General features: G+C 68.6%; 23 protein-coding genes and 2 pseudogenes. 10 read left to right on the top strand and 15 right to left on the bottom strand.

The annotated features are described in order from the left end of the window. The first annotated feature begins 163 nt into the window (after positions 1–163). The 3 genes from PXH83_RS23245 to PXH83_RS23235 all read left to right on the top strand — a co-directional run bounded on the left by PXH83_RS23245 (position 164) and on the right by PXH83_RS23235 (position 3,682). Positions 164–892: an ABC transporter ATP-binding protein gene (locus tag PXH83_RS23245; protein WP_274562487.1), complete on the top strand. Its 729-nt coding sequence runs from the start codon at positions 164–166 to the stop codon at positions 890–892. Continuing rightward, a complete protein-coding gene (locus tag PXH83_RS23240) occupies positions 874–2,031 on the top strand; it encodes a hypothetical protein (protein ID WP_274562486.1) in 1,158 nt (385 codons plus the stop codon). Before PXH83_RS23245 ends, PXH83_RS23240 begins: the two co-directional genes overlap by 19 nt. Positions 2,032–2,674: 643 nt before the next feature. Continuing rightward, positions 2,675–3,682, top strand: coding sequence for a hypothetical protein (locus PXH83_RS23235; RefSeq protein WP_274562485.1), 1,008 nt, complete (start codon positions 2,675–2,677; stop codon positions 3,680–3,682). Here the strand turns inward: PXH83_RS23235 and PXH83_RS23230 are convergent. The 9 genes from PXH83_RS23230 to rpsB all read right to left on the bottom strand — a co-directional run bounded on the left by PXH83_RS23230 (position 3,646) and on the right by rpsB (position 13,410). Continuing rightward, on the bottom strand, positions 3,646–4,755 hold the full coding sequence (locus tag PXH83_RS23230) for an ABC transporter ATP-binding protein (protein ID WP_274562483.1): 1,110 nt from the start codon (positions 4,753–4,755) through the stop codon (positions 3,646–3,648). The two genes, PXH83_RS23235 and PXH83_RS23230, sit on opposite strands and share 37 nt — an antisense overlap. Continuing rightward, entirely contained in the window at positions 4,755–6,368 is a 1,614-nt protein-coding gene (locus PXH83_RS23225; protein ID WP_274562982.1) for an ABC transporter permease, read from the bottom strand. Before PXH83_RS23225 ends, PXH83_RS23230 begins: the two co-directional genes overlap by 1 nt. 38 nt (positions 6,369–6,406) lie before the next feature. Beyond that, complete coding sequence (locus tag PXH83_RS23220; RefSeq protein ID WP_274562482.1) at positions 6,407–7,498, bottom strand: thiamine ABC transporter substrate-binding protein; 1,092 nt, start codon at positions 7,496–7,498, stop codon at positions 6,407–6,409. 219 nt (positions 7,499–7,717) lie between these two features. Beyond that, positions 7,718–8,854 carry a dual-specificity RNA methyltransferase RlmN gene (rlmN, locus tag PXH83_RS23215; RefSeq protein ID WP_274562481.1) on the bottom strand — a complete coding sequence of 379 codons (1,137 nt, stop codon included), beginning with the start codon at positions 8,852–8,854 and terminating at the stop codon, positions 7,718–7,720. A gap of 79 nt (positions 8,855–8,933) precedes the next feature. Further along, positions 8,934–9,929 (bottom strand): phosphatidate cytidylyltransferase, encoded by a 996-nt coding sequence (locus PXH83_RS23210; protein WP_274562480.1) that lies wholly within the window; start codon positions 9,927–9,929, stop codon positions 8,934–8,936. Continuing rightward, positions 9,929–10,486 (bottom strand): ribosome recycling factor, encoded by a 558-nt coding sequence (gene frr, locus PXH83_RS23205; RefSeq protein WP_274562479.1) that lies wholly within the window; start codon positions 10,484–10,486, stop codon positions 9,929–9,931. Before frr ends, PXH83_RS23210 begins: the two co-directional genes overlap by 1 nt. A 127-nt stretch (positions 10,487–10,613) precedes the next feature. Then, positions 10,614–11,393: a UMP kinase gene (gene pyrH, locus PXH83_RS23200; protein ID WP_214927801.1), complete on the bottom strand. Its 780-nt coding sequence runs from the start codon at positions 11,391–11,393 to the stop codon at positions 10,614–10,616. A gap of 158 nt (positions 11,394–11,551) precedes the next feature. Beyond that, a complete protein-coding gene (gene tsf, locus PXH83_RS23195; RefSeq protein ID WP_274562478.1) occupies positions 11,552–12,388 on the bottom strand; it encodes a translation elongation factor Ts in 837 nt (278 codons plus the stop codon). 101 nt (positions 12,389–12,489) lie between these two features. After that, positions 12,490–13,410, bottom strand: coding sequence for a 30S ribosomal protein S2 (gene rpsB, locus PXH83_RS23190; protein ID WP_274562477.1), 921 nt, complete (start codon positions 13,408–13,410; stop codon positions 12,490–12,492). A 278-nt stretch (positions 13,411–13,688) separates the two neighbouring features. On the opposite strand from rpsB, the pseudogene PXH83_RS23185 reads away from it, so the two are divergent. After that, a pseudogene (locus PXH83_RS23185) lies at positions 13,689–14,102 on the top strand (peptidoglycan DD-metalloendopeptidase family protein); the annotation flags it as partial. Positions 14,103–14,411: 309 nt separating this feature from the next. Here the strand turns inward: PXH83_RS23185 and PXH83_RS23180 are convergent. The 4 genes and pseudogenes from PXH83_RS23180 to PXH83_RS23165 form a co-directional block, all read right to left on the bottom strand. After that, on the bottom strand, positions 14,412–14,969 hold the full coding sequence (locus PXH83_RS23180; RefSeq protein WP_214927868.1) for a TetR/AcrR family transcriptional regulator: 558 nt from the start codon (positions 14,967–14,969) through the stop codon (positions 14,412–14,414). Between the two features lie 94 nt (positions 14,970–15,063). Beyond that, positions 15,064–15,900, bottom strand: coding sequence for an RNA polymerase sigma factor WhiG (gene whiG / locus PXH83_RS23175; protein ID WP_274562476.1), 837 nt, complete (start codon positions 15,898–15,900; stop codon positions 15,064–15,066). 242 nt (positions 15,901–16,142) lie between these two features. After that, positions 16,143–17,351 carry a DNA-processing protein DprA gene (gene dprA / locus PXH83_RS23170; RefSeq protein WP_420803237.1) on the bottom strand — a complete coding sequence of 403 codons (1,209 nt, stop codon included), beginning with the start codon at positions 17,349–17,351 and terminating at the stop codon, positions 16,143–16,145. A 40-nt stretch (positions 17,352–17,391) separates the two neighbouring features. After that, positions 17,392–18,030, bottom strand: a pseudogene (locus tag PXH83_RS23165) (ATP-binding protein); the annotation flags it as partial. A gap of 94 nt (positions 18,031–18,124) precedes the next feature. On the opposite strand from PXH83_RS23165, the gene PXH83_RS23160 reads away from it, so the two are divergent. From PXH83_RS23160 to PXH83_RS23150, 3 genes are all read left to right on the top strand, one after another. Then, positions 18,125–19,597: a recombinase family protein gene (locus PXH83_RS23160; RefSeq protein WP_274562473.1), complete on the top strand. Its 1,473-nt coding sequence runs from the start codon at positions 18,125–18,127 to the stop codon at positions 19,595–19,597. A 276-nt stretch (positions 19,598–19,873) separates the two neighbouring features. Further along, positions 19,874–21,112, top strand: coding sequence for a hypothetical protein (locus PXH83_RS23155; protein ID WP_274562472.1), 1,239 nt, complete (start codon positions 19,874–19,876; stop codon positions 21,110–21,112). Between the two features lie 12 nt (positions 21,113–21,124). Next, entirely contained in the window at positions 21,125–21,928 is an 804-nt protein-coding gene (locus PXH83_RS23150; protein ID WP_274562470.1) for a sugar phosphate isomerase/epimerase family protein, read from the top strand. 13 nt (positions 21,929–21,941) lie between these two features. Here PXH83_RS23150 and PXH83_RS23145 read toward each other — a convergent pair whose 3' ends face one another. Further along, positions 21,942–22,802, bottom strand: coding sequence for a class I SAM-dependent methyltransferase (locus tag PXH83_RS23145; RefSeq protein ID WP_274562468.1), 861 nt, complete (start codon positions 22,800–22,802; stop codon positions 21,942–21,944). Next, complete coding sequence (locus tag PXH83_RS23140) at positions 22,799–24,148, bottom strand: helix-turn-helix transcriptional regulator (RefSeq protein WP_274562466.1); 1,350 nt, start codon at positions 24,146–24,148, stop codon at positions 22,799–22,801. Before PXH83_RS23140 ends, PXH83_RS23145 begins: the two co-directional genes overlap by 4 nt. 185 nt (positions 24,149–24,333) lie before the next feature. On the opposite strand from PXH83_RS23140, the gene PXH83_RS23135 reads away from it, so the two are divergent. Genes PXH83_RS23135 through PXH83_RS23125 form a run of 3 tightly spaced genes read left to right on the top strand, consistent with a single transcriptional unit; the run spans position 24,334 to position 26,566 of the window. After that, positions 24,334–24,474 carry a hypothetical protein gene (locus PXH83_RS23135; protein WP_274562465.1) on the top strand — a complete coding sequence of 47 codons (141 nt, stop codon included), beginning with the start codon at positions 24,334–24,336 and terminating at the stop codon, positions 24,472–24,474. Between the two features lie 11 nt (positions 24,475–24,485). After that, positions 24,486–25,673 carry a cupin domain-containing protein gene (locus tag PXH83_RS23130; protein WP_274562464.1) on the top strand — a complete coding sequence of 396 codons (1,188 nt, stop codon included), beginning with the start codon at positions 24,486–24,488 and terminating at the stop codon, positions 25,671–25,673. After that, the gene (locus PXH83_RS23125) at positions 25,670–26,566 is read left to right on the top strand and encodes an aldo/keto reductase (RefSeq protein WP_274562463.1); all 897 of its coding nucleotides are present in this window, start codon (positions 25,670–25,672) and stop codon (positions 26,564–26,566) included. Before PXH83_RS23130 ends, PXH83_RS23125 begins: the two co-directional genes overlap by 4 nt. Positions 26,567–26,584 lie beyond the last annotated feature (18 nt).

Raw genomic sequence — 26,584 nt, 5'->3', positions numbered from 1 at the left:
AGAACGGGGGCATCCGGGCCGCGCGCTTTCCACGCCACCACGCCTCGAATCCTTACGGTGCAGTGACCGATCGGCCCCGTCTTCGTTCCCCCGTACGGGGGAGGGGATATCTGCTGTGACACTGCAAGACGTGCTGTGACACTCAAGACGTGAGGTGTACGCCATGGAGGCCCCGCCGGACAACGATGTGCTCTGGGCACGGTCCCTGCACTACTCCCACAGCGGCTCCCCTGCCCTCACGGGCGTGTCGCTCGGTGTGCGCGAGGGCGAGATCCTCGCGGTCAACGGCCCGCGGGCAAGCGGCAAAACGACTCTGCTGCGGTGCCTCTCCGGTCAGCTGGTCCCGCAGCAGGGCGAGGTGTGGTTCAACAGCACACCCGTGCACACCATGGGACCGCTGGTACGTGAGCGGCTGCGCCGCGACCGGTTCGGCTGGATCGGCCCCGAACCCGGGCTCGTACCGGAACTCAACGCCTGGGAAAACGCGGCCCTCCCCCTCCTCCTGCACGGCGCCTCGCACCGCGCCGCGAAGAAGGCCGCCATGGAGTGGCTGGAGCGGCTCGACATCGGCATGATCGCCCGGAAGCGTCCGGCGGCCCTCCAGCAGTCCCAGCGCCAGCGCGTCGCCGTCGCCCGCGCCCTCGTGACCACGCCCTCGGTCGTCTTCGCGGACGAGCCGACCGCGCCGCTGCACCAGACCGACCGTGCGCAGGTCCTGCGTACGCTCACCGCCGCCGCCCGGTCGCACCGGATCACGGTCCTCCTCGCGACGCACGACGCGGAGGTGGCGACCCTCGCGGACCGTACGGTTTCGCTGCTCGACGGCCGCCGCGTCAACTCTGTACAGGTGGCTGGTGCGGAAGGCCGGGCCGCGTGCTCGCTCTCCGTCTAGCCCGCGGTACCCACCCGATCGTCCTGCTGCGCCGCCTGCTGGTCGCGGCTGCGTCGGCCGGCGTAGGTTTCCTCCTCCTGTGCACGCTGGGGTACGCCGTCGGACACCCGGCGCACTCCACCGGCTCCCTGCTTCGCCTGCTCTGGTGCCTGGCCCCGATCACGGCCACGGTGCAGTTCGCGGTGGCGGTGGCCAGGACCGACCCCAGCACCAGTCCGCCGCGGGCCGGGCTCTCCGCCGTCGGCCTCGGTCCGGCGCACCTCACGGCGCTCGCCGCCGTGTCCACGGCCGTCTCGTGCACCCTGGGCAGCTCGCTGGCCCTGCTCTTCTTCCTCCACCTGCGCGGTGACCTCAGCGGCCTGCCCTTCGACGGTGCGGCGGCCGGGCTGCTGGCCGCGCACCAGCCACTGCCGCTGGCCGCAGCACTCACCCTGCTCTGCGTGGTACCGGTGGCGGCGGCGACCGCGAGCGCCATGGCCCTGCGACCCCGCCCCGCCGAGCCGTCCGACGAACCGGCCCCCGCGCAGCCGGTGCCCACGGGCCTGCCCTGGGGTGCTGCGCTCACGGCGGCGGGCTTGGCGGTGGAGGCGTACGCGAGCAAGGGCACGCCGGACGCTCCGCTCCCGCTGCCGGGCCGGATCGACGTCCTCCCGGCGGGCGTCCTCGTGGGCTGGGCCCTCACGGCGCTGGGCCTGGCCCTGGCGGGCCCCGGAGTGACGTACCTCTGCGGCCGCGTACTCCAGTCAGTACGCCCCGGAGCCGTACGCCTGCTGGCGGGCCGGGTCCTGATGGGCGAATCCCGCCGCATCGGCCGCCCGCTGGGCGTGGTCTGCGCCGTGGCCTCGGCGGCGATCGCCGCAGCCACCCTGTACGACGCCGGCGCCACCCCGCACCCCGTCGGCCCGCTGACGGGCCTGGGCGCGACCCTGGTACTGGGCTGCACGGTGGCAACGCTGCTGACAGCGACGCTGGAGTCGAAACACGCCCGTACGGAAACCACGAAGGCCCTGGTACGCCTGGGCGCCCCCACGCAAGCACTACGCACGGCGGCGGCCGTGAGAGCGGCGGCACTGCTGACGACGTTCGCCCCGCTGACGTGGGCGGTGGCAGAACTGGCGGCACTGCCTTTGAAGCCCTGACACGAGGCTCCCGAAGTCCCCTGCCCCCACCGGGCGAGGCCCGATAGCGCCGGTTCCGGCGCCGGCGGCAGTCCCCTACCCCACAACCCCCGCGCATCGGGGCCGATGGCACAAGCCCGCCACGCATGACACCCCCGACCGCACAGCGGGGCTCCTGCGGCGACCAGGCCGCCGCTGATGCCACCCCCGGGGCTCAGCTCGGGCCACGCCCGGCCGCACATACCGACGCCACCACCGACCCCGCAGCGCCGGCCCGCAGCCCAGAGGCTGCCGCGCATGACAGTCACCCGGGCCCAGCGCCGAGCCACGCCCGCGCCGGCCCGCCCCCGGCACCGACCGCGCCGCGGCCACCCGCGGCGTGAAGCTGCCACCCTGGGGACGAGGCACCCAGGGATCCAGCGGTCTCGTGCGTCTCGCGGCGGAGCCGCAACCGGACGAGCGGGAACGGGCGGGTGGGGGAAATCCACCGCGACGCACCCCTCCCCCGACGCCACCCGGGCAGGGCCTATCCCGCCTCGCCGGCGGTACAAGCGCGCCGCAACACGCTCAGCCGTAGGGCCGATCCGCCGCTCCCCCGAGCGGCGGACAAGGACCGTCCCCCGGCCGGACGCCCCGCACCCGCCGCCGACGCCACGCTCCCCGTATGGGAATCAAGAACTTACGGGCGACCTGGCCGGCGTGGGCCGGGCGGGCCGCCCTCGGATGGTCCGCGGCGTACGCCACAGGGGCAGCGATCGCCGCGCTCGGCCCACGCCTCGGCTACTCGATCGCGCACAAGGGGCGCGGCACCGGCGCCGAATGGGCACTGACCGCGGTCTACGCCGCCACCGCCCTCCTCGCATACGTCATGCTCCGGCGCCCCGGCCTCCGATGGCCGCCCCGCGTCGCCTGGGCGGTGGTCGCGCTCTGCCTCATGTCGGGCTTCGGCTTCCTCCTCACTCCGATCCACCTCCTCGCCTTCCTCTCCCGCAACCAGCCCCCGGTGGACTGGGCAGGGCTGGCGAACCAAGGCGTGGCGGTGGCCGGCGCCGTGCTGTGGGCGTGTGCGGCGCTCGCCTACCAGCGGCATGCGCGCGGCGTCTGCCCGTACTGCGGCAACAGCGGCCACACCAACACCACCCGGCCCGTCACCGTCGGCCACCGCACCCGGGCGGGCCTGCTGGGAGCGGCCGCCCTGCTGCCGTACGTCACGCTCAAGACGGCCTGGGCACTCGGCGCGACCGTCGGCTACACCGGCGACGGCAGACCCGGCATCGACCCGGAGTACACGAGCAACGCGGGGATCTGGCTGTACGACCACGGCGTCGACATCACCGCCGTACTGGCCCTGATCGGCATGGCGCTGGCCTTTGCGCTGACCCGCCCCTGGGGCGAGCGCCTCCCGCGACTGCCCCTCATCGGCCTGGGCTGGGCGGGAGCAGGAGCGCTGGCGCCCTTCGGCATCTTCCTGCTCGTGTTCGGCGCGCTGACCTGGGCCGGTGTGATCGAGGAGGGCAAGGGCCCGGAAAGCCATGCGCCGTGGGTCGTGGTGGTCGCGTACGGCGGCTTCTCGCTGTACGGCCTGGCACTGGCCCGCGCGACTCACGCGTACCGGCTCCGGACGCGGCGGGACTGTCAGGCGCGACCGTCAGTCTTGAGCAGTCCGCCGTGAGCGCCGGCGCTCTGATCGTCACGCGAGCCGGAGCCGCCGGAGTCCGACGGCAGCGGCGGCGGCAGCACCACGACGTCCTCCGCCGCGAAAGCGACCCCCACCTCCGCTCCCTCGTCCGGCGCGTCCCACAGCGAGCACTCGGCCTCCAGCTGTGGAGCGTTCGCGGGCTGCAGGAGTACGGCGACATGGTTGCCGCGGAAGGTACGGGCCGTTACCGTGCACGGCAGGCCGTCCTCGGCCGGCACCATCCGGACGCCTGCCGGGCGGACCAGGAGGCGGCTTTCGCCCTGCGCCGACCCTGCCGGGACGGGGACCTTGCCCCACACCGTGTCGGCGGCCTCGCCGCTGATCGTCGCGGGGACGACATTGTCGAAGCCGAGGAAGCGGGCGACGAACTCGGAGGCCGGCCGCTGCCAGACCTCAAGCGGCGTGCCGGTCTGCGCGATGCGCCCTTCGCACATCACCACCACACGGTCGGCGAGCGCGAAGGCCTCGCCCTGGTCGTGGGTGACGGCCAGTACGGTCGTACCCAACTGCCCGAAAAGCTGGCGAAGTTCGACGACGAGGCGTTCGCGCAGGCCGCGGTCGAGCTGGCCGAGCGGCTCGTCGAGCATCAGCAGCTTGGGCTGCGGGGCGAGCGCCCGCGCGAGCGCGACCCGCTGCTGCTCGCCGCCCGACAGCGTGGCGATCGCGCGGCGTTGCGCCCCCGGCAGGCCGACAAGCTCCAGCAACTCCTGCACCCGGCGCACCTGTTCGGCCTTGGCCGCGCCCCGCATCCGCAGCCCGAAGGCGACATTGCCGCCGACGTCCCGCTGCGGGAAGAGCTGATGGTCCTGGAACATCAGGCCGACACCGCGCCGGTGCACCGGCACTCCGCGCTGGTCGCGCCCGTCGAGCAGTACGCGCCCGGCGTCGGCGCTCTGGAGCCCGGCGACGACCCGCAGCAGCGTGGACTTCCCGCTGCCGCTCGGCCCGAGCACGCATACGATCTCGTGGTCCGCGACCTCCAGATCCACCGCGTCGAGCACCGCGCGCTTCCCGAACCGCACGGTCGCCCCGTCGAGCCGCAGCATCAGAACTCTCCCGACCGGTCGGTACGAACACGCTCAAGGACCAGCAGCGACACCGCGCACACCACCATCAGAATCGTGCTCAGGGCCATCGCCTGACCGTAATTGAGGTCCCCCGCCCGCCCGAGCAGCCGCGCCACGGCCACCGGCAGCGTCGGATTGTCGGGCCGTGCGATGAAGACGGTGGCCCCGAACTCGCCCAGCGACACGGCAAAAGCGAACCCGGCCGCCACAAGCAGCGCCCGCCGCACCATCGGCAGGTCGACCTCCCGCCAGGCCCGCAGCGGCGAAGCACCGAGCACCGCCGCCACCTCGCGCAGCCTGCTGTCGACCGCCCGGAGTACGGGCAGCATCGTCCGTACGACGAAGGGCACCCCGACCAGCGCCTGCGCCAGCGGCACCAGAATCCACGACGTCCGCAGATCCAGCGGCGGCCGGTTCAGGGTGATCAGGAAACCGAAGCCGACGGTCACGGCGGACACGCCCAGCGGCAGCATCAGAAGCGCGTCGAAGCCGCGCACGAGCCGCCCCGCACGCCGAGTGAGTGCCGCCGCCGCGAGCCCCCCGACGGCCACCGCGATGGCGGTCGCCACCAGGGCGTACTGCAGCGAATTCCACACCGCTTCCAGCGGCGGCACGAGGAAGGTGCCCCCACTCGCGGCCGCCGACTGAAGCGCGCGGTAGTACGTGAAGCCGTAGCCGTCGGGCCCGTCCAGCGACCGCTCGACGAGCACCCCGAGCGGCAGAAGTATCAGCACCACCACCGTGGCGAGCACCCCGCCGAGCAGCGCCCATTGCCCCGCCCCGCGCGGCCGCCGGGCGGTCTGCGCCGGGTCGACCAGCTTCAGGGCGGTTTCCCTGCGCCGCACGGTCCAGGCGTGTACGGCGAGGATCGCGCCCACCGCCACCAACTGCGTCAGCGTCAGCACGGCCGCCGTCGGCAGGTCGAGCAGCTGCGCGGTCTGCCGGTAGATCTCCACCTCCAGGGTGGAGTAGGCGGGGCCGCCCAGGATCTGTACGACGCCGAAGGAGGTGAAGGTGAAGAGGAAGACCATCAGCGCGGCGGCGGCGACGGCGGGCACGAGGGCCGGCAGCGTCACCCGCCGCCAGGCCGCGAACCGCCCGGCGCCGAGCACCCGCGCCGCCTCCTCCTGGCGCGGGTCGAGCTGCGACCACAGGCCGCCCACGGTCCGTACGACCACCGCGTAATTGAAGAAGACGTGCGCGAGGAGGATCGCCCACACGGTCGTGTCGAGCCGTACGCCCCACAGCTCGTCGAGCAGCCCGCCCCGCCCCAGCATCGCCAGGAACGCGGTCCCGACGACGACCGTCGGCAGCACGAACGGCACGGTGACGACGGCCCGCAGCAACTGCTTGCCCGGGAAGTCGAACCGCGCGAAGACGTACGCCGCCGGGAGGGCGATCAGCAGGGTCAGCGCCGTCGACGCCACGGCCTGCCACGTCGTGAACCACAGGACGTCCAGAATGTCCGGATCGCCGAGCACCTCACCGACCCGGCCGAACTGCCAGACGCCTTCCGCCTTGAGCCCGCGACCGACGATCGCGACCACGGGATAGGCGAAGAAGAGTGCGAAGAACGCGACGGGACCGGCCATGAGGCCGAGCCGCACCGCGCCCCCGCGCACGCTTGTGGCTACTTCAGGACGAGCGAGGACCACGACTTGACCCACTGCTCACGGTTGTCGGCGATCTTGTCGGGCGCCACCGTATGCGGCTTGTCGATCACCACGCCGTGCTCCGTGAACAGCTCGGGCAGCTTCGCGTCCTTGATCACCGGGTTGACGAACATGTTCAGCGGCATGTCCTCCTGGAACTTCTTCCCGATGAGGAAGTCGATGAGCGCCTTGCCGCCCGCCTCGTTCTTGGCGCCCTTCAGCAGACCGGCGAACTCGGTCTGCCGGAAGCAGGTGCCGGTCGCGACGCCGGTCGGCGCCTCCTTGGGCTGCGGCTCCGCGTAGAGGACCTCGACGGGCGGGCTGGAGGCGTACGAGACGACGAGCGGCCGGTCGGCCTTGGCCTTCTTGCCGCCCGCGGACCCCGAGAACTCCTCGTTGTACGCCTGCTCCCAGCTGTCGACGACCTTGACGCCGTTGTTCTTCAGCTTCTTCCAGTAGCCCTTCCAGCTGTCGTCGCCGTACTGCGCGACCGTGCCGAGGAGGAAGCCGAGACCGGGCGAGGAGTTCCCGGCGTTCTCGGTGACGAGAAGGTTCTTGTACGCCGGCTTGGCCAGGTCGTCGAAGGACTTCGGCGGCGCGAGCTTCTTGTCGGCGAAGTACTTCTTGTCGTAGTTGACGCAGATGTCGCCGGTGTCGATGGGCGTGACCCGGTGCTTGTCGCCGTCCAGCCGAAGGGCAGCCGGGACGTTGTCCAGGCCCTTGGCCTCGTACGGCGTGAAGAGATCGTTGTCGAGTGCGCGCGAGAGGAGGGTGTTGTCCACGCCGAAGAAGACGTCACCGCGCGGGGAGCCCTTGGTCAGGATCTCCTGGTTGAGGGCGGCGCCCGCGTCCCCACTCTTGAGGACCTTGACGGTGTAGCCGGTCTCCTTGGTGAACGCCTTCAGTACGGCGTCGGAAGCGGCGAACGAGTCGTGGCTGACGAGCGTGACGGTCTTCGACTTCGATCCGGTGGACGACTCGTCGTCACCGGAACCGCCGCACGCAGCCAGCGTCGAGACGCCGAGCGCCGCGGCCAGGGTGGTGACGGCGAACTTCTTGGTGGTGCTCACTGAATTCCTCCTGGGCAACCAGGAAGAGACGCGGCCCTGCCCACGGAAAATGGGCAGGGCGCAACAGCTCGAGTAGTGACCGAACTTCCTACCCAGAATGACCTGGGCAAGGTTCAGAGGGTCTGCGGCTCTGCTTGAAAAAAGCGTGCCGCACTCTCAGCGCTGTGGCGCTCCCCTGTCGGAATATGTAAATGTGCGGCCCACGTTACACGGGCCCCTCTACCGCTCCGAAGCCGCCAGCTGCCCGCACGCTCCGTCGATCTCCTGGCCCCGCGTGTCCCGTACGGTCACGGGCACGCCATGGGCGGCGATCGCCTCGACGAAGGCCTTCTCGTCCTCGGGACGGGAGGCGGTCCACTTCGAGCCCGGCGTCGGGTTGAGCGGGATCAGGTTGACGTGCACACGCTTGCCCTTGAGGAGGCGGCCGAGCAGGTCACCGCGCCACGCCTGGTCGTTGATGTCGCGGATCAGCGCGTACTCGATGGAGATCCGGCGGCCGGACTTCTCGGCGTACTCCCACGCCGCGTCCAGTACCTCACGCACCTTCCAGCGCGTATTGACCGGTACGAGCGTGTCGCGCAGCTCGTCGTCCGGCGCGTGCAGCGACACGGCGAGGCGGCACTTGAAGCCCTCGTCAGAGAAGCGCTGCATCGCCGGGACCAGGCCCACCGTGGACACGGTGATCCCGCGCTGCGAGAGGCCGAGTCCGTCCGGCTCGGGGTCGGTCAGCCGCCGGATGGCGCCGACGACCCGCTTGTAGTTGGCGAGCGGCTCGCCCATGCCCATGAAGACGATGTTGGACAGCCGGGCGGGCCCTCCCCCAGAGCCTCCGGCCTGGGAGGTACCCCCAGGGACCTCGCCGTCGCGCAGCGCGCGCATGCCGTCCACGATCTGGTGCACGATCTCGGCGGTCGACAGATTGCGGTCGAGCCCCGCCTGCCCGGTCGCGCAGAACGGGCAGTTCATACCGCACCCGGCCTGCGAGGAGATGCACATGGTGACCCGGTCCGGGTAGCGCATCAGCACGGACTCGACGAGCGTGCCGTCGTGCAGCTTCCACAGGGTCTTGCGCGTCGTGTCGTCGTCGCAGCTGATGTGCCGCAGCACGGTCATCAGGTCGGGCAGCAGCTCCGCCTGGAGCTTCTCGCGCGAACCGGCGGGAATGTCGGTCCACTCCGCGGGGTCGTGCGCGTACCGCGCGAAGTAGTGCTGCGAAAGCTGCTTGGCACGGAACGGCTTCTCGCCGATCGCAGCCACGGCCTCGCGGCGCTCGGCGGGCGTGAGGTCGGCGAGATGCCGCGGGGGCTTCTTGGCTCCGCGCGGCGCGACGAAAGTGAGTTCTCCGGGTACAGGCATGGTCATACCAGTGTCGCAGACGTACGGAAAGGGTCCGCCGTCCTGTGGACAGCGGACCCCAAACCGACAAGACCACAGGTCAGCCGGTACCTACGAAGATCACGAAGAGCAGCCAGACCACCGGAGCCGTCGGCAGCAGTGAGTCCAGGCGGTCCATGATTCCGCCGTGGCCCGGCAGCAGCGTGCCCATGTCCTTGATGCCGAGGTCACGCTTGATCATGGACTCGCCGAGGTCACCGAGCGTCGCACTCGCCGCCACCGCGACACCGAGCAGCAGACCCTGCCACCACGTCCCGTCGTGCACCAGGAACTGCATGCACAGCGCACCCGCCACCATTGCGAAGGCGACCGCCCCGGCCAGCCCTTCCCGGGTCTTCCCCGGGCTGATGCGCGGCGCGAGCTTGGTCTTGCCGAAGCGCCAGCCCACGGCGTACGCACCCGTGTCGCTGACCACTGTCAGCAGCAGGAACGTGAGCACGCGCTGTGCCCCGTCCTCCGCGGTGAGCATCAGCGCGACGAACGTCGCCAGGAACGGCACGTAGAACGCCGCGAAGACGCCGGCCGTGACGTCCTTGAGGTAGCCCTCGGGCGGCTCGGTCATGCGCCAGACGAGCACCGCGAGCGCGGTGAGCGCCATGGCGGTCCACGCGCCCTCGGCGCCCCTGATGTAACCGGACACGACCATCGCCGCACCGCCGACCGCGAGCGGCACGACCGGAGCCTTGATGCTCTTGCGCTCCTCCAGCCGCGAGGTCAGCTCCCAGAGCCCGACGACCACGGCGACCGCTATCACACCGACGAAGGCGGCCTTCCAGATGAACAGCGACGCGATGATCACCGCGCCGAGCCCTGCGCCCACCCCTATGGCGGCACGCAGGTCACGGCCCGCACGCTTCTTCTGCGGGGGCTGTGGCGGGGTGGGCATGGGCTCCTCGGGCACGATGGGCATGGGGCGAGTCTGATCGGCCCCGTGCGCATCGTAGGCGGGACCCGCCGGGACGGGCCCCGGGTCGGAGGGTCCCCACGCACCGGCGTAGTCGCTCCGGGGTGGGGCCCCCCAGGAAGAGTCGTTCATCAGACCTCGAGCAGCTCGGCTTCCTTGTGCTTGAGCAGCTCGTCCACCTGCGCGGCGTACTTCGCGGTGGTGTCGTCGAGCTCCTTCTCCGCACGGCGGACCTCGTCCTCGCCGGACTCCTTGTCCTTGACGAGCTTGTCGAGGGTCTCCTTGGCCTTGCGGCGGACGGAGCGGATCGAGATCTTGGAGTCCTCGGCCTTGGTCTTGGCGACCTTGATGTACTCCTTGCGACGGTCCTGCGTCAGCTCGGGGAACGTCACCCGGATGATGTTGCCGTCATTGCTCGGGTTGACGCCGAGGTCGGAGTCCCGGATCGCCTGCTCGATGTTGCGCAGCGCGGTCTTGTCGAACGGCGTCACGATGGCCATCCGCGCCTCGGGAACCGAGAACGAGGCCAGCTGGTTGATGGGCGTCAGCGCGCCGTAATAGTCGGCCACGATCTTGTTGAACATCGCCGGGTGCGCACGGCCGGTGCGGATCGCGGCGAAGTCCTCCTTGGCGACCAAGACGGCCTTCTCCATTTTCTCCTCGGCCTCGAGGAGGATTTCTTCGATCACCACTGCTCCTGCATGTCTTGAGTGGGCCCGGAACTCAGCATTCAGGCCCGGAGTAACCCGCGTCTAGTCCTGCACGGTGTCCGACCGGCAGGGCTTTGTCTATCCCCTCACAGGGGCGTCACCCGGATCAGGTCCGGGTGCCCTGCGCACTCACGAGGGTGCCGATCTTCTCACCCTTGACGGCGCGCGCGATATTGCCTTCGGCGAGCAGTTCGAAGACAAGGATCGGAAGCGCGTTGTCGCGGCAAAGGGTAATGGCAGTGGCGTCGGCGACCTTGAGGTCGCGGGAGAGCACCTCGCCGTACTCCAGCGCGTCGAACTTCACCGCGTCCGGGTTTTTCTTGGGGTCGGAGTCGTAGACCCCGTCCACGCCGTTCTTGCCCATGAGCAGGGCTTCGGCGTCGATCTCCAGGGCGCGCTGTGCCGCGGTGGTGTCCGTGGAGAAGTAGGGCATGCCCATACCGGCGCCGAAGATGACGACGCGGCCCTTCTCCAGGTGGCGTACGGCGCGCAGCGGGATGTACGGCTCCGCGACCTGACCCATGGTGATGGCGGTCTGGACGCGGGAGTCGATGCCTTCCTTCTCCAGGAAGTCCTGGAGGGCGAGGCAGTTCATGACCGTACCGAGCATGCCCATGTAGTCGGAGCGCGCCCGGTCCATGCCGCGCTGCTGGAGCTCCGCGCCACGGAAGAAGTTGCCGCCGCCGATGACGACGGCGATCTCGGCACCGTCGCGTACGACCGCTGCGATCTCTCGCGCCATGGCGTGCACGACGTCGGGGTCGACGCCGAGCCCGCCACCGCCGGCGAACGCCTCGCCGGACAGCTTCAGCATGAAGCGGCCGCTCTTCTTGCCGTTGTCGATCTTGTCGTCGGCAGACTGTTTGGCGTCCGCGCCCTGTTTCATGGAGATCTCCTCGTGCACATACGAAGAAGGCCATTGCCGGTGGGTCCTTGCGGTTCCCTCTGCGGCAATGGCCTCCTCGTCAGATCTGCGGTCGTCCGGCGCGCACGCGGACGACTGCGTCAGACCCTATCGGGGTCTTAGGTCGATCGCGTACGGACTCAGCCGCCGACGCGGATGCGCGAGAAGCGCTTCAGCGTGACGCCGGCCTCGTCCAGAACCTTCTGGACGGACTTCTTGTTGTCCTTGGCGAACGGCTGCTCCAGCACGACGACGTCCTTGAAGAAGCCGTTGACACGGCCTTCGACGATCTTCGGCAGAGCCGCCTCGGGCTTGCCCTCCTCGCGGGAGGTGGCCTCGGCGACACGACGCTCGTTCTCGACCGTCTCGGCCGGGACCTCGTCGCGGTTCAGGTACTTCGGCGAGAACGCGGTGATGTGCTGAGCGACATCCTTCGCGATCTCGGCATTCTCCTTGTCCAGCTCGACCAGGACGCCGACCTGCGGCGGAAGGTCGGGCATGGTGCGGTGCATGTAGGCAGCGACGTAACCGCCGGTGAACTGCGCGAAGCGGTCCAGGACGATCTTCTCGCCGAGGTTGGCGTTGGCCTCGTCGACGTACGCCTGGACGGTCTTGCCGGGCTCGATCTCGGACGCGAGCAGCGTCTCGACATCGGCCGGGGACGTCTTCGCGACGTGGGCGGCGAGCGTGTTGGCGACGGCCTGGAACTTGTCACCCTTGGCGACGAAGTCCGTCTCGCACTTCAGCTCGAGCAGGACGCCGGAGGTCTTGTCCTCGGAGATGAGGGAGACGACGGCACCGTTCTCGGCAGAACGGCCTTCGCGCTTGGCGACGCCCTTCTGACCCTTGATACGCAGGGCCTCTACGGCCTTGTCGACGTTGCCGTCGGCCTCGTCGAGCGCCTTCTTGCAGTCCATCATGCCGGCGCCGGTGAGCTCACGGAGCTTCTTGACGTCCGCGGCGGTGTAGTTCGCCATGATCTGTGAATCTCTCTCGAAGTCGAAGCGAAGATCTACGGGTGGCGGCGGGGGTGGGCGCTCGTCGCGCCCTCCCCCGCCGTCGTCAACCGTGACGGGTGTCAGGCCTGCTCGGCCTCGGCGGCCGGGGCAGCGGCCTCGGCCGGGGCGGCCTCGTCGGCCTTCTCGGCGTCGGCGACCTTCTCGGTCTCGGCGGAGGTCTGCACCTCGGCGTCGGCGGCCGGGGCGGCCTCCTCAGCCTTCTTGTCGCCCTCGAGCAGGTCGCGCTCCCACTCGGCGAGCGGCTCGGCGGCGGCCTTCTCGCCCGGCTTCTGGTCGCCGGTCGCAGCGCCGGAACGGGCGATGAGGCCCTCGGCGACGGCGTCGGCGATCACGCGGGTGAGCAGCGTGACGGAGCGGATCGCGTCGTCGTTGCCCGGGATCTTGTAGTCGACCTCGTCGGGGTCGCAGTTGGTGTCGAGGATCGCGACGACCGGGATGTGGAGCTTGCGCGCCTCACCGACGGCGATGTGCTCCTTCTTGGTGTCGACGATCCAGACAGCGCTGGGAACCTTCGACATCTCGCGGATACCACCGAGGGTCTTCTCCAGCTTGGCCTTCTCGCGCGAGAGGACCAGGAGCTCCTTCTTGGTGAGGCCGGACGCGGCCACATCCTCGAAGTCGATCGCCTCAAGCTCCTTCAGACGCTGAAGGCGCTTGTAGACGGTGGAGAAGTTGGTCAGCATGCCGCCGAGCCAACGCTGGTTGACGTACGGCATACCAACGCGCGTCGCCTGCTCGGCGATGGCCTCCTGGGCCTGCTTCTTGGTACCGACGAACATGATGGAGCCGCCGTGGGCAACGGTCTCCTTGACGAACTCGTAGGCGCGGTCGATGTACGACAGCGACTGGAGAAGGTCGATGATGTAGATGCCGTTGCGCTCCGTGAAGATGAAGCGCTTCATCTTCGGGTTCCAACGACGGGTCTGGTGACCGAAGTGGACGCCGCTTTCCAGCAGCTCCCGCATCGTGACGACGGCCATGGCCGTACTCCTTGAGTTACTCGGTTGCCGCGACCGCAGGATTGCTGCCGCGCCTGACGCCCCGGTGCGCCGTGCCCACAAGGGACCGAGCGGCGCGGCCACCGATTGCGAAGTGACTGGTGGCGGGGCGTGCGAAGTCGACCCGGTGACCCGGATCGCCACCAGAAGTGTACGGGACCTGGGCAGTGCCGGGTGACGGCGCTGTCCACAACCGGTCGGTGGTCCACAGATACGGATCATGATCCCCACGAATCCGTCCGTCGCGCCACGGTTTCCCCATGCGACGAACGACTGTGCTGGTGCCGGTGATCGTGGCCGTGCTGCTCGGCCTGCTCCTGCCTGCTGCCCTGTACGTGCCGGCGGCGGCCGCTGCCGGAATCCCGGACGCGGCCTGGCCCGTGGGCGACCGGCCGCCGGTCGTACGGGGCTGGGAGCCGCCCCCGTCTGCGTACGCCCCGGGGCACCGGGGAGTGGATCTGGCTGCCTCGCGGGGTGACGCCGTACGGGCGGCGGCCTCCGGCCGGGTGTCCTTCGCGGGCCGGGTCGCGGGGCGCGGGACGCTGTCCATTGCCCTGTCCGGTACGGGGGAACCGCCTCTGCGGACGACGTACGAACCGGTGCGGGCGCTGGTCGCGAAGGGGGACGAGGTCAGGGCCGGGCAGGTGGTGGCTGTCCTGGAGGGCGGCCGGTCACACTGCGCCTCCGGCTGCCTGCACTGGGGGCTGCGCAGAGGCGTGGTGTACCTCGATCCGCTGACATTGCTCCCACCCGACCTGCTGCACCGGGGCCCGCCGCGCCTGCTTCCGGTGTTCGGCGTCCCGGCGGGGCCGCCACCTGCCGCACCCTCTGCCGCGCCCTCTGCCGCGCCCTCTGCCGCCGCCCTATCTGCTGCGCCTGCTGCTGCGGGCACGGGCGACGGTCTTTACGCGGCGGGCTTGGCGCTGGCAGCGCTGTGGGCCCATCGCAGGATGAGGCCCGGTGGCCGAAGGGGACGGGCCGGATCAGCCCTGGACGCCGTGCAGCGCCATCGCTACCGCAGAGTCCGCGATCACGTCCGGCGCTTCGGCCGCGCCGAGCTCGATGCGCCGGACCGCCGCGTCGACCACACCCTGCAGCATCATCGCCGCGAGCCTGGGCTGTTCATGGCCCAGTTCACCGAGCGCCTCGACGATCATCGTGACGAGACCGCCGTGCGCGGCGCGGATCTTCTCGCGCGCACCGGCGTCGAGCTCGCTCGCGGAGATCGCCACAACGGCGCGGTGCCGCCGGTCGCCGACCAGCAGCAGTTGCGCGCGTACATACGCCTCGACCTTGCCCGCCGGGGTGTCCGCCCGGTCCATCGCGCTCTCGACCTCGGCCGCCCAGACGGGGAAGTCGACGGCGCACAGCTCCTCGACGACGGCGGCGCGCGATCGGAAGTACTCATACACGGACGACCGGGCGAGACCTGTGCGCTCAGCGAGGGCGGGGAAGGTCAGCGCCTCCGTACCGCCTTCGGACAGCAGGGAGCGGGCGGCGTCCAGCAGGGCGCCGCGCTGCATCGTCCGGTGCTCGGCCACCGAGGCCGCTCGAATCCTTGGCACGGTCCTACTGTACGGATGAGGCGCCGTTATGACGACGTGATGTGCAAGGCAGGCACGATTCGGGGCGGCCTCAGCGGCCGGCGTCGGCCAGCTTGGCCCGCAGCTGGAGCACCGACTTGGTGTGGATCTGGCTGACCCGGCTCTCCGTCACACCCAGCACATTGCCGATCTCGGCGAGCGTGAGGCCTTCGTAGTAGTAGAGCGTGACCACGGTCTTCTCCCGGTCGGGGAGGGTGTTGATGGCGCGGGCGAGCAGCCTTCGCAGCTCCCGGTCCTCGGCGACCTCGACCGGGTCGTCGGCGGCGGTGTCCTCCAGGGTGTCCATGAGGCTCAGCCGGTCGCCGCCCTCGCCCCCAGCGTGCAGCAGCTCTTCGAGGGCGACCACGTTCGCCAGGGACAACTGACTGAAAACAGCGTGCAGTTCCTCCAGGACGATGCCCATCTCCGAGGCGACTTCGCTCTCGGACGGCGTACGGCGCAACTGCGCCTCCAGCGTCGCGTAGGCACGCTCGACGGCCTTGGCCTTCTGCCGCACCGAGCGCGGGATCCAGTCCAGGGCGCGCAGTTCGTCGATCATCGCGCCGCGGATGCGCGTGATCGCGTACGTCTCGAACTTGATGGACCGCTCGATGTCGAACTTCTCAATGGCGTCGATGAGCCCGAAGACCCCGGAGGAGACGAAGTCGGCCTGTTCGACATTGGGCGGCAGCCCGACGCTCACCCGTCCGGCGACGTACTTCACCAGCGGCGAGTAGTGCAGGATCAGCTGCTCCCGCAGCCGCTCGTCGCCCGTGGCCTTGTACGAACGCCACAACTCGTCGAGCGACGAGGGTGCGGCGGGCCGCACACTGCCGCAGGCGGCGTGTGGCACTGCCGCGCGGTCAGACCCGGAGGTGTGCTGGGGCATGCGTTGCCTTGAGCCGTTCTGCTGTGACGTGCGGGGAATCGTGCATCTGGGCGGGAAACCTCGTGAGCGTAGCGTGACTGGAGCGTCGCAGTCCGCGCAGGATATGGGATTGCCCCCTTCCAGATGAACGCCCTGGGGCACATCCCACCGCCGGGGCCGTCACCGCGCGGGACAGCCCCGGAGGGGATGCCGGGCGGGCTGTGGAAGTCATCGCCATCACCCTTTCACCCGAATGCCGCTGGTCAAGTACCGCCTCGCCGCGCGTCGGCAGGGCGCCCGGCACCGGGGGTCAACTGCCAGCCGTCACCCTGCCGTTCAACAAACCCCAAGGAGTGCAGTTCGTACAACTTGCCGAGCGCGTCGTCAGGTGTCGTCCCCGCGCCGCGAGCGACGCGGCGCGCGTTGACGCGCCCCCTCGCCGGCAGTGCCTCGAGCACCTGCGCGGCCACCGGGTCGAGCAGGTCCCTGGGCAGTACGGGCCCCCGGCGCGCCGGGGCCAGATCGCCGATGTCGCCGACCAGCTCCGCCACTTCCGCGGCGTCGGTGACCAGGACACCCTCACCCCGCAGAAGTTCATGCACCCCCGCGGAGAGTCCGCTGGTGACGGGGCCCGGCACGCCCATCGTGAAGCGTCCGAGCTTTTGCGCGCTGCGGGCGGTGACCAGCGACCCGCTGCGGTACTCCGCCTCGACCACGACGGTGCCCCTGGTGAGCGCGGCGATCACCCGGTTCCTGAGGATGAACCGGCTGGGGGTGGGATGCCCGCCGGGTGGCAACTCTCCGATGACCAGCCCCTGTTCCGCGATACGTCCGATCAACTCGGCGTGCCCGCGCGGGTAGACGACGTCGACGCCGCAGGCCAGCACCGCCACGGTGGCCCCGCCCGCGCCCAGCACCCCGCGATGGGCGGCGCCGTCGATCCCGAACGCGGCCCCCGACACGACGACCCAGCCGCGCTCCGCGAGCCCGGCGCCCAGGGACGCCGCCACGTGCGCCCCGTACGACGTACACGCCCTGGCCCCGACGACGGCGACGGACCGCAGCGCCCACATCCGCAGATTCGGCCGCCCGCGCACCCACAGCCCGACCGGCCTGCCGTCGCCCAGGTCGTCGAGCTGCCCGGGCCACTCCTGATCGCCGGGGCAGACGAAGCGCCCCCCGACCGCGGCCACGGCCGCCAGGTCCCGAGCGGGATCGGCCGCCGCCGCCCGTATCCGGTAGCCGGCCAGCCGCTTCTCCGTTACGCCGGTCAGGGATCGGGCCGCCTCGTCGGGGTCGGCCGAGGTGAGTCTGCGCATCAGTTCCACGCCGCCGCACTCGCGCAGCCATCGGCCACCCACCTCGTCCCCCGGCTCGACGACCCGCGTGAGTGCCGCCCTGGCCAGCCGTTCGTGCTCCCGCGCTTCCCCGTTCACCGCACGCCTCCCCCACCGCGCGGCCCGGACGCGAATGCCCCTCGCCTCACGGCCGGGCGCCTCATGGCCCGGCTCCTCATGGCCCGGCCCCGGTCAGTGCCGGTGCGCCTCGGGCGATGCCGGTACGCAGCTCAAGGGCCAGGTCGACGTTGCGGGCGTCGGGCCGGTCGCGGCCGGCCAGGTCCGCGACGGTCCAGGCCACGCGCAGCACCCGGTCGAGCCCGCGGGCCGTCAGCAGGCCCCGTTCCATGTCCCGCTCGGCGGCGCCGAGGGCTCCGGGCGCGGGCTGCCAGCGGGTACGCAGCTCGTGGCCCGGCACTTCGCTGTTCGTCGTCCACGGTGTTCCCTCCAGCCGCGCCGCCGCCCGCTCCCTCGCTTCCCGCACGCGCCCAGCGACCGCCGCCGTCGACTCGCCGCGCCCGCCCTGCCCCAGCAGGTCGGCGCGCTGCACCGGTTCGACCCCGACCCGCAGGTCCACCCGGTCCAGCAGTGGACCGGAGAGCCGCGCCTGGTACCTGCGGATCGCCGACGGCGGGCATTCGCAGCCCGCGCCGTGCAGCGTGTGCCGTCCGCACGGACATGGATTGGCCGCCAGAACCATCAGGAACCGTGCGGGCAGCCGCACCACCCCCGCGCTGCGCGCCACCACCACATATCCCGACTCAAGAGGCTGCCGGAGCGAATCCAGGGCCCGCCCGCTGAACTCGGGCGCCTCCGCCACGGACGGGCTGTGCACCCCCGGGACCAATCACCTTTTTGCAGGTGAGGGCTACCGCCAGGGCGTCTTAGACGCTTCACTGGAGGAGTCCATGTCCCCTACGTCCACTTTCCTCCCCGCCCACGATGCTGACACCGCCATCTACGCCCGCCTGAGCCGTGACCGCAGCGGGCTGAGCGAGAACGTCAAGATTCAGATCACGGAGGCGCGGGACCACGCCGACGAGCAGGGCTGGCCCGTCGTCGGTGTTTACAAGGACAACGACATCTCGGCTTCGAAGTACTCGACCAAGCCGCGCCCTGACTACGACCGGCTGCTGGCGGCGATCCGCCGGGGCCAGATCAACATCATCCTCATCACGGAGATGCCCCGCCTGTACCGGCGGCTGGAAGAGCTGCTTGACCTGATCAAGCTGGCAGAGACCACCCGATTGCGCCGCATCCAGACCACCGATGGCATCAGCTACGACCTGTCGACGGCCGAAGGCATCCACGCGGCAATCAACGCCGTCAACAACGCCATGCTCGAAGCCGGCCGCATTTCCAAGCGGGTCAAGCGCAAGCAGAAGGCGCGCGCCCTGGCCGGCAAGACCCACGGTGGCGGTCGGCCGTATGGCTACGAGAAGGACGGCGTCACCGTCCGGGAGTCGGAAGCCGCCGTCATCCGGGAGTGCGCCCAGCGTTTCATCGCCGGCGAGTCGATCCGTGACATCGTCGTGGACCTCAACGCTCGGGGCGCCCGTACCGCCACGGGCTGTGAGTGGCGGATCGAGAACCTCCAACGCACGATCATGAAGAAGCGCTATATAGGGGTGCGCGAGTACGGCGGCCAGGAGTACCCAGCCGTGTGGCCCGCCATCTTGACGCGCGAGCAGTGGGACCGGATGGAGGCCCGTCGCCTCAGCCGTAAGCACCGCTGGCCCAAGGGCCAGACCGGCGTCCGCAAGTACCTGCTGACCGGCTTCATCTACTGCGGCCAGTGTGGTGGCGTCATGGTGGGCAGTGGCCGGACGAGAGAGTCGGGACAGCCAGCGCAGATGCGATACCGCTGCCGACGGACCGACAACCACGGCCGAGTCATCGGCTGCGGCAAGAGCTTCCGAGTGGCCGAGCCGGTCGAGCTGCTGATCAAGGAAGCCGTCTGTCACGTCTTCGACGACCCGAAGGTGGCCGTGACGCTGGCTCCCAAGGTGGATGAGGACAAGGTTCGACTCCTGGTCCAGGAGTACGAGCGGCGTAAGGCCAAGCTCGACCAGCTGGTGACCGACTACGCCACCGACGTGCTGAGCCGTGACCAGTTCATCCAGGCCAAGGGCATCGCTGAGGCGTCCGTGCAGGAAGCCCAAGAGGCGCTAGCCCACTACCAAGACGAGTCGGCAGCCGCCCGCGTCCCGGCTGACCAGACGATCCGGGAAGCCTGGGACACCTCTGGCCTGGAGTGGCGGCGCAGCGTCGTCCAGCTGGTGGTGGACAAGGTGATCATCAAGCCCGGCCATCCAGGCAGCAAGAGGTGGCGGGGCTACCGCTTCAATCCGAAGTTCATAGAGATTGAGTGGAGAGTTTGACACCATCCAACTGCGGGGTGCACGACTCCAGACACACGTTCTTCAAGCGATCCGCGGGGCATGGATTCGGCCGGTTGTATGCGGCTCAACAAGCGAGCGCTTATCTCTGCTTCCGCCGCCGGGAATGACAGACGCAACAAGGCCGCATAGTGATTCATCTGGGCGCCCTCAGTGCACCTGCGATCGGCGCCGTTGCGTGCCATGATTATTCGTAGATCGTCAGCTCAACCCTGCGCGACCAGTTCGGCAGAGCCGTCAGCAGACACGGACAAGATCATGAACGTTCCAGGACGATCACAGCGCCGGATCGAAGCAGACCGCCGCGCCGATTGGCGGCAAATCGAGGGCCTATACCGCCAGATGACTTCGTTGCTCGACGAGGCGAGCCCCGAAAAGCCAATGGGGGAACTTCCGGACATCATTGCTGGGCCACTTGCGCTTCGTTTTGGCAGAGTCTTTGCTGCATATGCCGGAAAGGAGGATACATTCGGCGAGGATCTCCTCACCGTGATGTCCGAAGTGGATTCCCTAACCGGTGATGACATCGACCGTTTTCGCAAACTCTACTTGGACACTCGGTGCGACCAGCACGCCCCCTACCGGAGGGATAACACCAAAAGGCGTCGCCCGCGTCCGTTTGAGGCTGCAATCGAGACCAGCCGACGCCTCCGAGACCTCAACGACTTTAGACGAATAACCGCTCAAGCGGGCGTAGCCACTGCCGGTATAGTCGGCGGCTCTGCCAGCTACGGACGTTTTTATAATGTAAAAGGACGACCTCAACCCAAATCGCAATCGAGCGATCTCGACCTATTGTTGATTGTGCCCACATTCAAGGAAGTACCCAAGCTATGTGAGGCATTGCTAAACATGCCCGCAATGGACTCGGATGCCGTCACGCTCCTTAGGGACCGGTCAACAGTCCATGAGTCCCTTACAGCGACCTACGGGAATCACGTTCTGCTCAGCCAAAAGATACCCATGTGGCACAAACACAGTGATCCTTTTTTGGGTCAACGGGGCTTTGAATCCGAATATGATCTTAGTCTGCATATCGCTAGCCTCGACACATTCAACGAGATTATCCTTGCCGAAATCCCTAGAATTAGAGATGGCATGCTCGTGTCCATACACGACTATCGTGCAGATGAGCCCACCCGTGCGTACTTTGTTCGTGGATTCAACGGCCTAGACGTACCAGCAGACCAGGAGTACACTCCCGCCTCAACCGGCTTTGTCTCGCACGTCCGGATCTGCGACAGCGCAGAAGGAAGATTCAAGCCCGGACTCCATCAAAATTTGATTATGCCGCAATTTGAAGTCAGGTGGGACGACCAGCCCCTTTCCCTAAGGCTGCCCGTAATCTACTTCAGATGGAAGGTACTAGAGAGACTGAGGGAGGAGCGCGCAGAACGGCCGCATGAAGTGCAACTTCTCAGCCTTTCTCACATGCGTTACGGAATCTTCGCGCCACATATCCGCAGCCGTGTCGACAATTACTCCATAGAGTCGTAGAATTGAGACACAATGGATCTGGACCTCACCCAATACAGTCGCGGCGCTTTCCTAAACATCCTCTCTTCCGATCCTCAAGAGTGGAATACGCAGTACACAAAGCTACAGCGGCTTGACGGGTTGCAGCATGTCGAATTGTGGCTCGAATATCTGCCAACTCAGGACGAAATAAAAGGATTCCGGTCGTTGCTCGCCGGCATGCCCATAACGGTTCATGCCCCATTCATAGGTGTAGCGCTCGCAGCACCGTGGGCGGAGCTCAGAACCTTGTCCCTCGAACGCTGCCTTAGCGCGCGACAGGTAGCGAGTGACCTCGACGCGAAGGTGATTACCTACCACACAGGAACCTACGGCGTATGGGAAAAACACGAGGACGTGTTGGAGCAGCTCGTGGAGCCACTGGCTAAGATTATGGTTGGAGACGGTCCAATCGTCGCCGTCGAGAACATGCCACGTCGAGGTGGAGCGTCGCGGGAATGCCTAATTGAGGTTCGCGACTTGGAATCCCTTTCCGGCTATCTTCCACAGCTGAAGTTTACGCTGGATATCGGACACTGCATCCAGAATGAGGACGATTTCCAACACTTCCTTCAAAGCCATCACTCAAAAATTGCCAACATGCACCTTCACGACGCGAAGCGTGGCGGCAAGGGGCACTTGGCATTTGGAGCTGGAGATTTGGAGCTGCCCAAGATTCTGGATTTGCTCAATGACGTGGGATTCGATGGTCACATAAGCCTCGAAACAATCGGCCAACGGGACACTGAGTCGTCCTGGATCGAATGGTCTCGGTCGCTGCGTAATAGGCAAGTTTAAGGGCGTCCTCAAGTCAGCACCAACGACCTAGGACGCGACGTCCGCCCTGTCCTTCTACGTTTCTACGGCTGACGAGAATGCCGCCCAGACACGTGATGCTGAACGCGCCCTTGTCCTGGATGACGCGCTCGGCCAACTCCTCCGCCCGCTGGATCGTCTCGATGAATGGCACGCCCAGCTGCTCGGCCCAGGCTTCGTACGACGCCAGGTGCGCCACGATCGGGGCGGGGTCGGTCAGCTCAATGACGCCGGGCAGCTCCAGCACCTGGATGTCACGGAAGGCCGTGCCCAGCAGCTTCGGGGCTTTCTCCAGCGAGAACCGGGCACTCAGCGACACTCGGGCCGGCCCTTCCGCTACGCCCAGCACGTCACCGGCCGCCCGCCGCCACAGCTGGTCCAGCTCCCGCTTGTCACTGTCGCTGTTGGTCGAGGCCACCAGCAGTCCACCCGGCTTCAGTACGCGGGCCAGCTCCGCGACCGTGGCCGGGATATTCCGAGCGTGGTAGAGCATGTGCAGCGCCAGCACAGCTTCGGCCGTGTCGTCGGTAAAGGGCAGGGCCTGGGCGTCCGCCACCGCCACCGGTCCCGGCACGTCGGCCAAGATGCCCGCCGAGATGTCCAGGCCGATCACATCCAAGTCGGGCCGGTCTTGCCGCAGCCGCTTGACGAATTTGCCGTTGCCGCAGCCCACGTCCAGCACTCGACCAGTGGTGTCTCCCAGCTGCTCGGCCACCAGGCCGGGCAGGTCGTACTGCGGCTGCTGCCAGCGATAGATCGACTGCCGGGCGGCCAGATGACGCTCATCACCGTAGGCGCTGTTGGCCAACAGCTTGGCGTCGGTCACGGCGGCATTCTGCTGGTCAGTGTTGCTCACTGCGTGGACTCCGGAAGGTTGGTGAGGGCGGGGCGACGGCACGCCTCCTGAAGGCTGTCTCGCAGGCTACGGGCCGAGACCGACCGGGCGTAGGTCGGTTGGGCAAGCCGGTCGCCGAAGACTTGCAAGCGGCTGGAAATGCTGGCGGTCCGCCGCTCCGGGGCAGCTTCCAGCACCACCGTCAGCTTGTCCCGCGCACCATCGAGATCACCACCGGCCAGGTGGGCCGTGGCTAAGTCGAGGTGTGAGGCCAAGAGATCGCCCGAGGACTGGTCTCGCTCGGGGGCCGACTGGTACAGCGTGATGGCTTGGGACGACGCCTCGATGGCTTGGCTCAGGTGCCGCTTACTGCCGAGCGCCAGCAGCGCGGTACCGGCGTAGGCCCATTGTTTGGCTTCGGGAAAGGTGAAGACGCCGGGCAGCTCCGGCAGGGCAGCCGACAACTGCCGGGCTTCCTGAGCGGATTGGACGGCTCGCAACGTGCCCGCCCGGTCGCCGCAGGCGGCGCTGGCGCGGGCCTCCAGACTCAGCAGTCGCGACCGGATGGTGCCGCCATCGGCGTAGCGCAGGCCGTCCCGCGCCAGGTCGGCCGCCTGGCAGTAGTCCCGCTGCCAGTAGGCGATCAGGGACTGGACGGAGCGAATCCAGGCTCGCAGCTCGTTGTGGCCAGCGGACTGGGCGCAACGCCACGCCGCCCGGGCGTGTGTCGCGGCGGCCGGAAATTGGCCCAGGTCCAGCGCCACGTGGGTGGCCAGGCCGCACAACCGGCCTGCGGCCAAGTACAACTGCGTGGATTGATAGGGGTGTTGGCGTCCCTGTAGCAGGTGGAACACCAGCTGGCGCAAGCGGCTGATCTCTCGAAACAGGGTGGCGACGGGTTGGCTGACGTAATCGGCGGCCAACCGGGCGATGTCAGCCTCCAGCTGTTCCAGGACGAGCTCGTCCACGTTGGACTGCGAGGCGAAGCCGAGGAGCAACGCCGAGTCGTTCGCGTCGGCCGCCACTGCTTCTGTCAGCGTCACCACAACCGACGGGACGACGGCTGGCGGCATTACTCCAACGGTGGTGGCGGCTGGTTCCGATGTGGTCGGACCAAGTAAGTCGGCCAGGCCATCGACGCTGACGCCCAGCGCGCTGGCCAGCTTCGGCCGCAGCCACGACTGCGGTTCACCGCGACCGCTCTCCCACCGGCCAATGGTGGTGCGGTCCACATCGAGCGCTTCGGCCAACGTCTCCTGCGTATGGCCGACCGCCTTGCGTCGCCCAATGAGCCGTGTCCGTTTCTCTGCCATCGGCTCCGCGCCCCTTAGCGCCAAATCGTCGGTCGCGACGTTCTGCCAGGCCACAACCCGGAATGCGACACGGATGCGTCACTGGTACCTCAATCTTGCGCTGTTCCGCAGCGAAGGGAAGCGCTTTGGTGGAGCCCGTCCTTCTTTCGCCGGTGAGTCAACGCGAAGGGTGGACGCGCTCGTTCCACCAGCGGAGCCAAGCAGCTGGCCTGGTTCTACCTGACGCAAGGAGAGGTTCCATGCCTGACTACCGCACCAGCAGCAGCGAGACCGAGAGCGACGGCCTGCTCGTCGCCCGGCGCAAGGTGGCGGCCGCCCGATCGCGGGCCGAGCAGCCGTCGGACGGCGGCGGCACCGGCCGCAGCGACGGCAACGACTAACGGCCGCTGCCATGACCACTGAGACGTTCTCGGTGGCGGAGCGCCTGGGTGGGGAGACCTTCCTCGCCCAGGCCTTCGGCCGCCGCTACCAGGTTGCCCGCGGCGAGGCCGCGTCACTGGCTGGTCTGGTGAGCTGGGATGACCTCAACGGCATCCTGGCTTGTCACCGGCTGGAAGCTCCGCGCTTGCGGTTGGCCGTAGGTGGCGAGCCCCTGCCCACCCATACCTACTCACGACCGGTGGTGACTCGCCGCCGCACCGTCTGGCAGCGACTCCAACCGGCCATGCTGCATCAGCAGCTGGAGCACGGGGCCACGCTGGTGCTGGATGCCGTCGACGAGCTGCATGACGGCGTGGGCCAGCTGACCAGGCAGCTGGAACGTTGGCTGCGGACGGGCGTCCAAGCCAACCTCTACGCCTCGTGGACCAGCACCGAAGGCTTCGGCGTCCATTGGGACGACCATGACGTCATCGTGGTGCAGCTGGACGGGGCCAAGCGCTGGCGGCTGTACGGACCGACCCGGACCGCCCCGATGTACTGCGACGTTGATGTGCCGGAGGAGCCACCGGCGGAGCCCGTCGCCGACCTGGTGCTGACGGCGGGCGATGTGTTGTACCTGCCTCGCGGCTGGTGGCACGCCGTAGCGGCCTCCGAGGGCCAGCACTCGCTGCATCTGACCTGTGGCCTTCAGACCACCACCGGGGCCGACCTCATTAGCTGGCTGTCGGAAACACTGCGGTCCCACACAATCGTTCGCGCTGATCTACCCCGCTTCGGCACCGCCCAGCAGCAAGCCAGCTTCGTGGAGGAGCTGCGCAAGCTGGTGATAGCGGAACTGGAATCGGCCGACTTGATCCAACAGTTCGCGGCCGCTCGGGATGCCACCGAGCAAGCGCGGCTACTGCCGTCACTGCCGTACGTGGCGGCCATCCCGCCAGACCCGAATTTGTCCGTCCAGCTGGTGGTGGCGCGACCGGCGCTTCAAGCCACGCCGGAGGGGGCTGTTCGCCTGACGGCTGGCGGCGAGGAGTGGACCTTCGCGGCTCAGGCGCTACCCCTGTTGGGGCTGCTGGCCCGCGGTGACAGTCACCGCCTGGCCGATCTGGCCACGGCCTCCGGCTTGACCCTGGCCCAGGCGGCTGGGGTCGTGACGGAACTGGTCAGCGGCGAAGTGGCCGCGGTAGGCGGTGCCGGATGACCGCCAGCTTGGGTCTGGGTACCTACCGCTGCCGCGACGTTGCCCGAGCCGCCGCCATGGCTGCCGCCGCTGGCGCTGACTGGATCGACACCGCGCCGAACTACGCCCAGGGCCAAGCCGAACGGGCGCTAGCTCCGGTCCTGGCCCGACACCCTGAGCTGAAGGTGTCGACCAAGGTTGGGTTCCTGGCTCCGGGCAGTCGGGGGTTGGCTTTGCGGGCGGGCGTCGTGGCGGCGGGTACGGCCGAGGCGGGCCACTGCCTCGCGCCCCGGTACATCGGCTGGCAGGTGGAATGCAACCGCCGGACGCTCGGACGGACGCCTGACCTGGTGTTCGTCCATAACCCGGAGCACGGCTGTAGTCGGGAGGCCATCACCGACCGGCTGTACCTGGCCTTCCTCACGCTGGAGAAAGCCTGCCAGGCCGGGCTGATCCGCGGCTACGGCGTCGCCACCTGGAGCGGCTTCAGTAGCGGTCTGTTCGATGTCCCACTGCTATTGGAGCTGGCCTCCAAGGCTGGCGGCCCCCAGCACCACCTGCGAGCCATCCAACTGCCGTTGTCACTCGTCAACTTGGCGCCCATCGCCCAGGCGCTCGACGGTGTGGGCGTGCTGGCCGATGCCGTCGCGGCCGAGTTGGAGGTGTTCGCCTCCGCTCCCCTGCATGGCGGGGCGGTGCCGGGCCTGGTCACGCCAGAGCTGGCCGAGTTGATTCGGTCTGGCAGCACTCCCGCTGGGGCCGGACTAGCGGTAGTTGCGTCCGCGCCGGGCGTCCGGCGGCTGCTGGTGTCGACCGACCAGCCGCAACACTGGTCGGAGGCCACCACGGTCATCGGTCAACCGCCCGTCCCCTTGGACACACTGCGAAAGGTCACGGATGTACTCGGTACCTGAGCCAGAGGTGGCGGAGCG

Origin of the sequence: Streptomyces spiramyceticus (genome assembly GCF_028807635.1) — a bacterium.
GTDB classification, from domain to species: domain Bacteria; phylum Actinomycetota; class Actinomycetes; order Streptomycetales; family Streptomycetaceae; genus Streptomyces; species Streptomyces spiramyceticus.
Note: the sequence above shows the minus strand (reverse complement) of the source record. Positions and strands in the feature narration are given on the sequence as shown.

Bases quoted from the DNA above. Each gene is read 5' to 3' on its own strand.
- PXH83_RS23245 (WP_274562487.1), top strand. From the start codon at position 164: ATGGAGGCCCCGCCGGACAACGATGTGCTCTGGGCACGGTCCCTGCAC.
- PXH83_RS23235 (WP_274562485.1), top strand. From the start codon at position 2,675: ATGGGAATCAAGAACTTACGGGCGACCTGGCCGGCGTGGGCCGGGCGG.
- PXH83_RS23150 (WP_274562470.1), top strand. From the start codon at position 21,125: ATGGATCTGGACCTCACCCAATACAGTCGCGGCGCTTTCCTAAACATC.
- PXH83_RS23225 (WP_274562982.1), bottom strand. From the start codon at position 6,368: ATGGCCGGTCCCGTCGCGTTCTTCGCACTCTTCTTCGCCTATCCCGTG.
- PXH83_RS23135 (WP_274562465.1), top strand. From the start codon at position 24,334: ATGCCTGACTACCGCACCAGCAGCAGCGAGACCGAGAGCGACGGCCTG.
- rpsB (WP_274562477.1), bottom strand. From the start codon at position 13,410: ATGGCCGTCGTCACGATGCGGGAGCTGCTGGAAAGCGGCGTCCACTTC.
- PXH83_RS23210 (WP_274562480.1), bottom strand. From the start codon at position 9,929: ATGAACGACTCTTCCTGGGGGGCCCCACCCCGGAGCGACTACGCCGGT.
- tsf (WP_274562478.1), bottom strand. From the start codon at position 12,388: ATGGCGAACTACACCGCCGCGGACGTCAAGAAGCTCCGTGAGCTCACC.
- rlmN (WP_274562481.1), bottom strand. From the start codon at position 8,854: ATGCCTGTACCCGGAGAACTCACTTTCGTCGCGCCGCGCGGAGCCAAG.
- PXH83_RS23125 (WP_274562463.1), top strand. From the start codon at position 25,670: ATGACCGCCAGCTTGGGTCTGGGTACCTACCGCTGCCGCGACGTTGCC.
- PXH83_RS23230 (WP_274562483.1), bottom strand. From the start codon at position 4,755: ATGCTGCGGCTCGACGGGGCGACCGTGCGGTTCGGGAAGCGCGCGGTG.
- PXH83_RS23130 (WP_274562464.1), top strand. From the start codon at position 24,486: ATGACCACTGAGACGTTCTCGGTGGCGGAGCGCCTGGGTGGGGAGACC.
- PXH83_RS23160 (WP_274562473.1), top strand. From the start codon at position 18,125: ATGTCCCCTACGTCCACTTTCCTCCCCGCCCACGATGCTGACACCGCC.
- whiG (WP_274562476.1), bottom strand. From the start codon at position 15,900: ATGCCCCAGCACACCTCCGGGTCTGACCGCGCGGCAGTGCCACACGCC.
- pyrH (WP_214927801.1), bottom strand. From the start codon at position 11,393: ATGAAACAGGGCGCGGACGCCAAACAGTCTGCCGACGACAAGATCGAC.
- PXH83_RS23155 (WP_274562472.1), top strand. From the start codon at position 19,874: ATGAACGTTCCAGGACGATCACAGCGCCGGATCGAAGCAGACCGCCGC.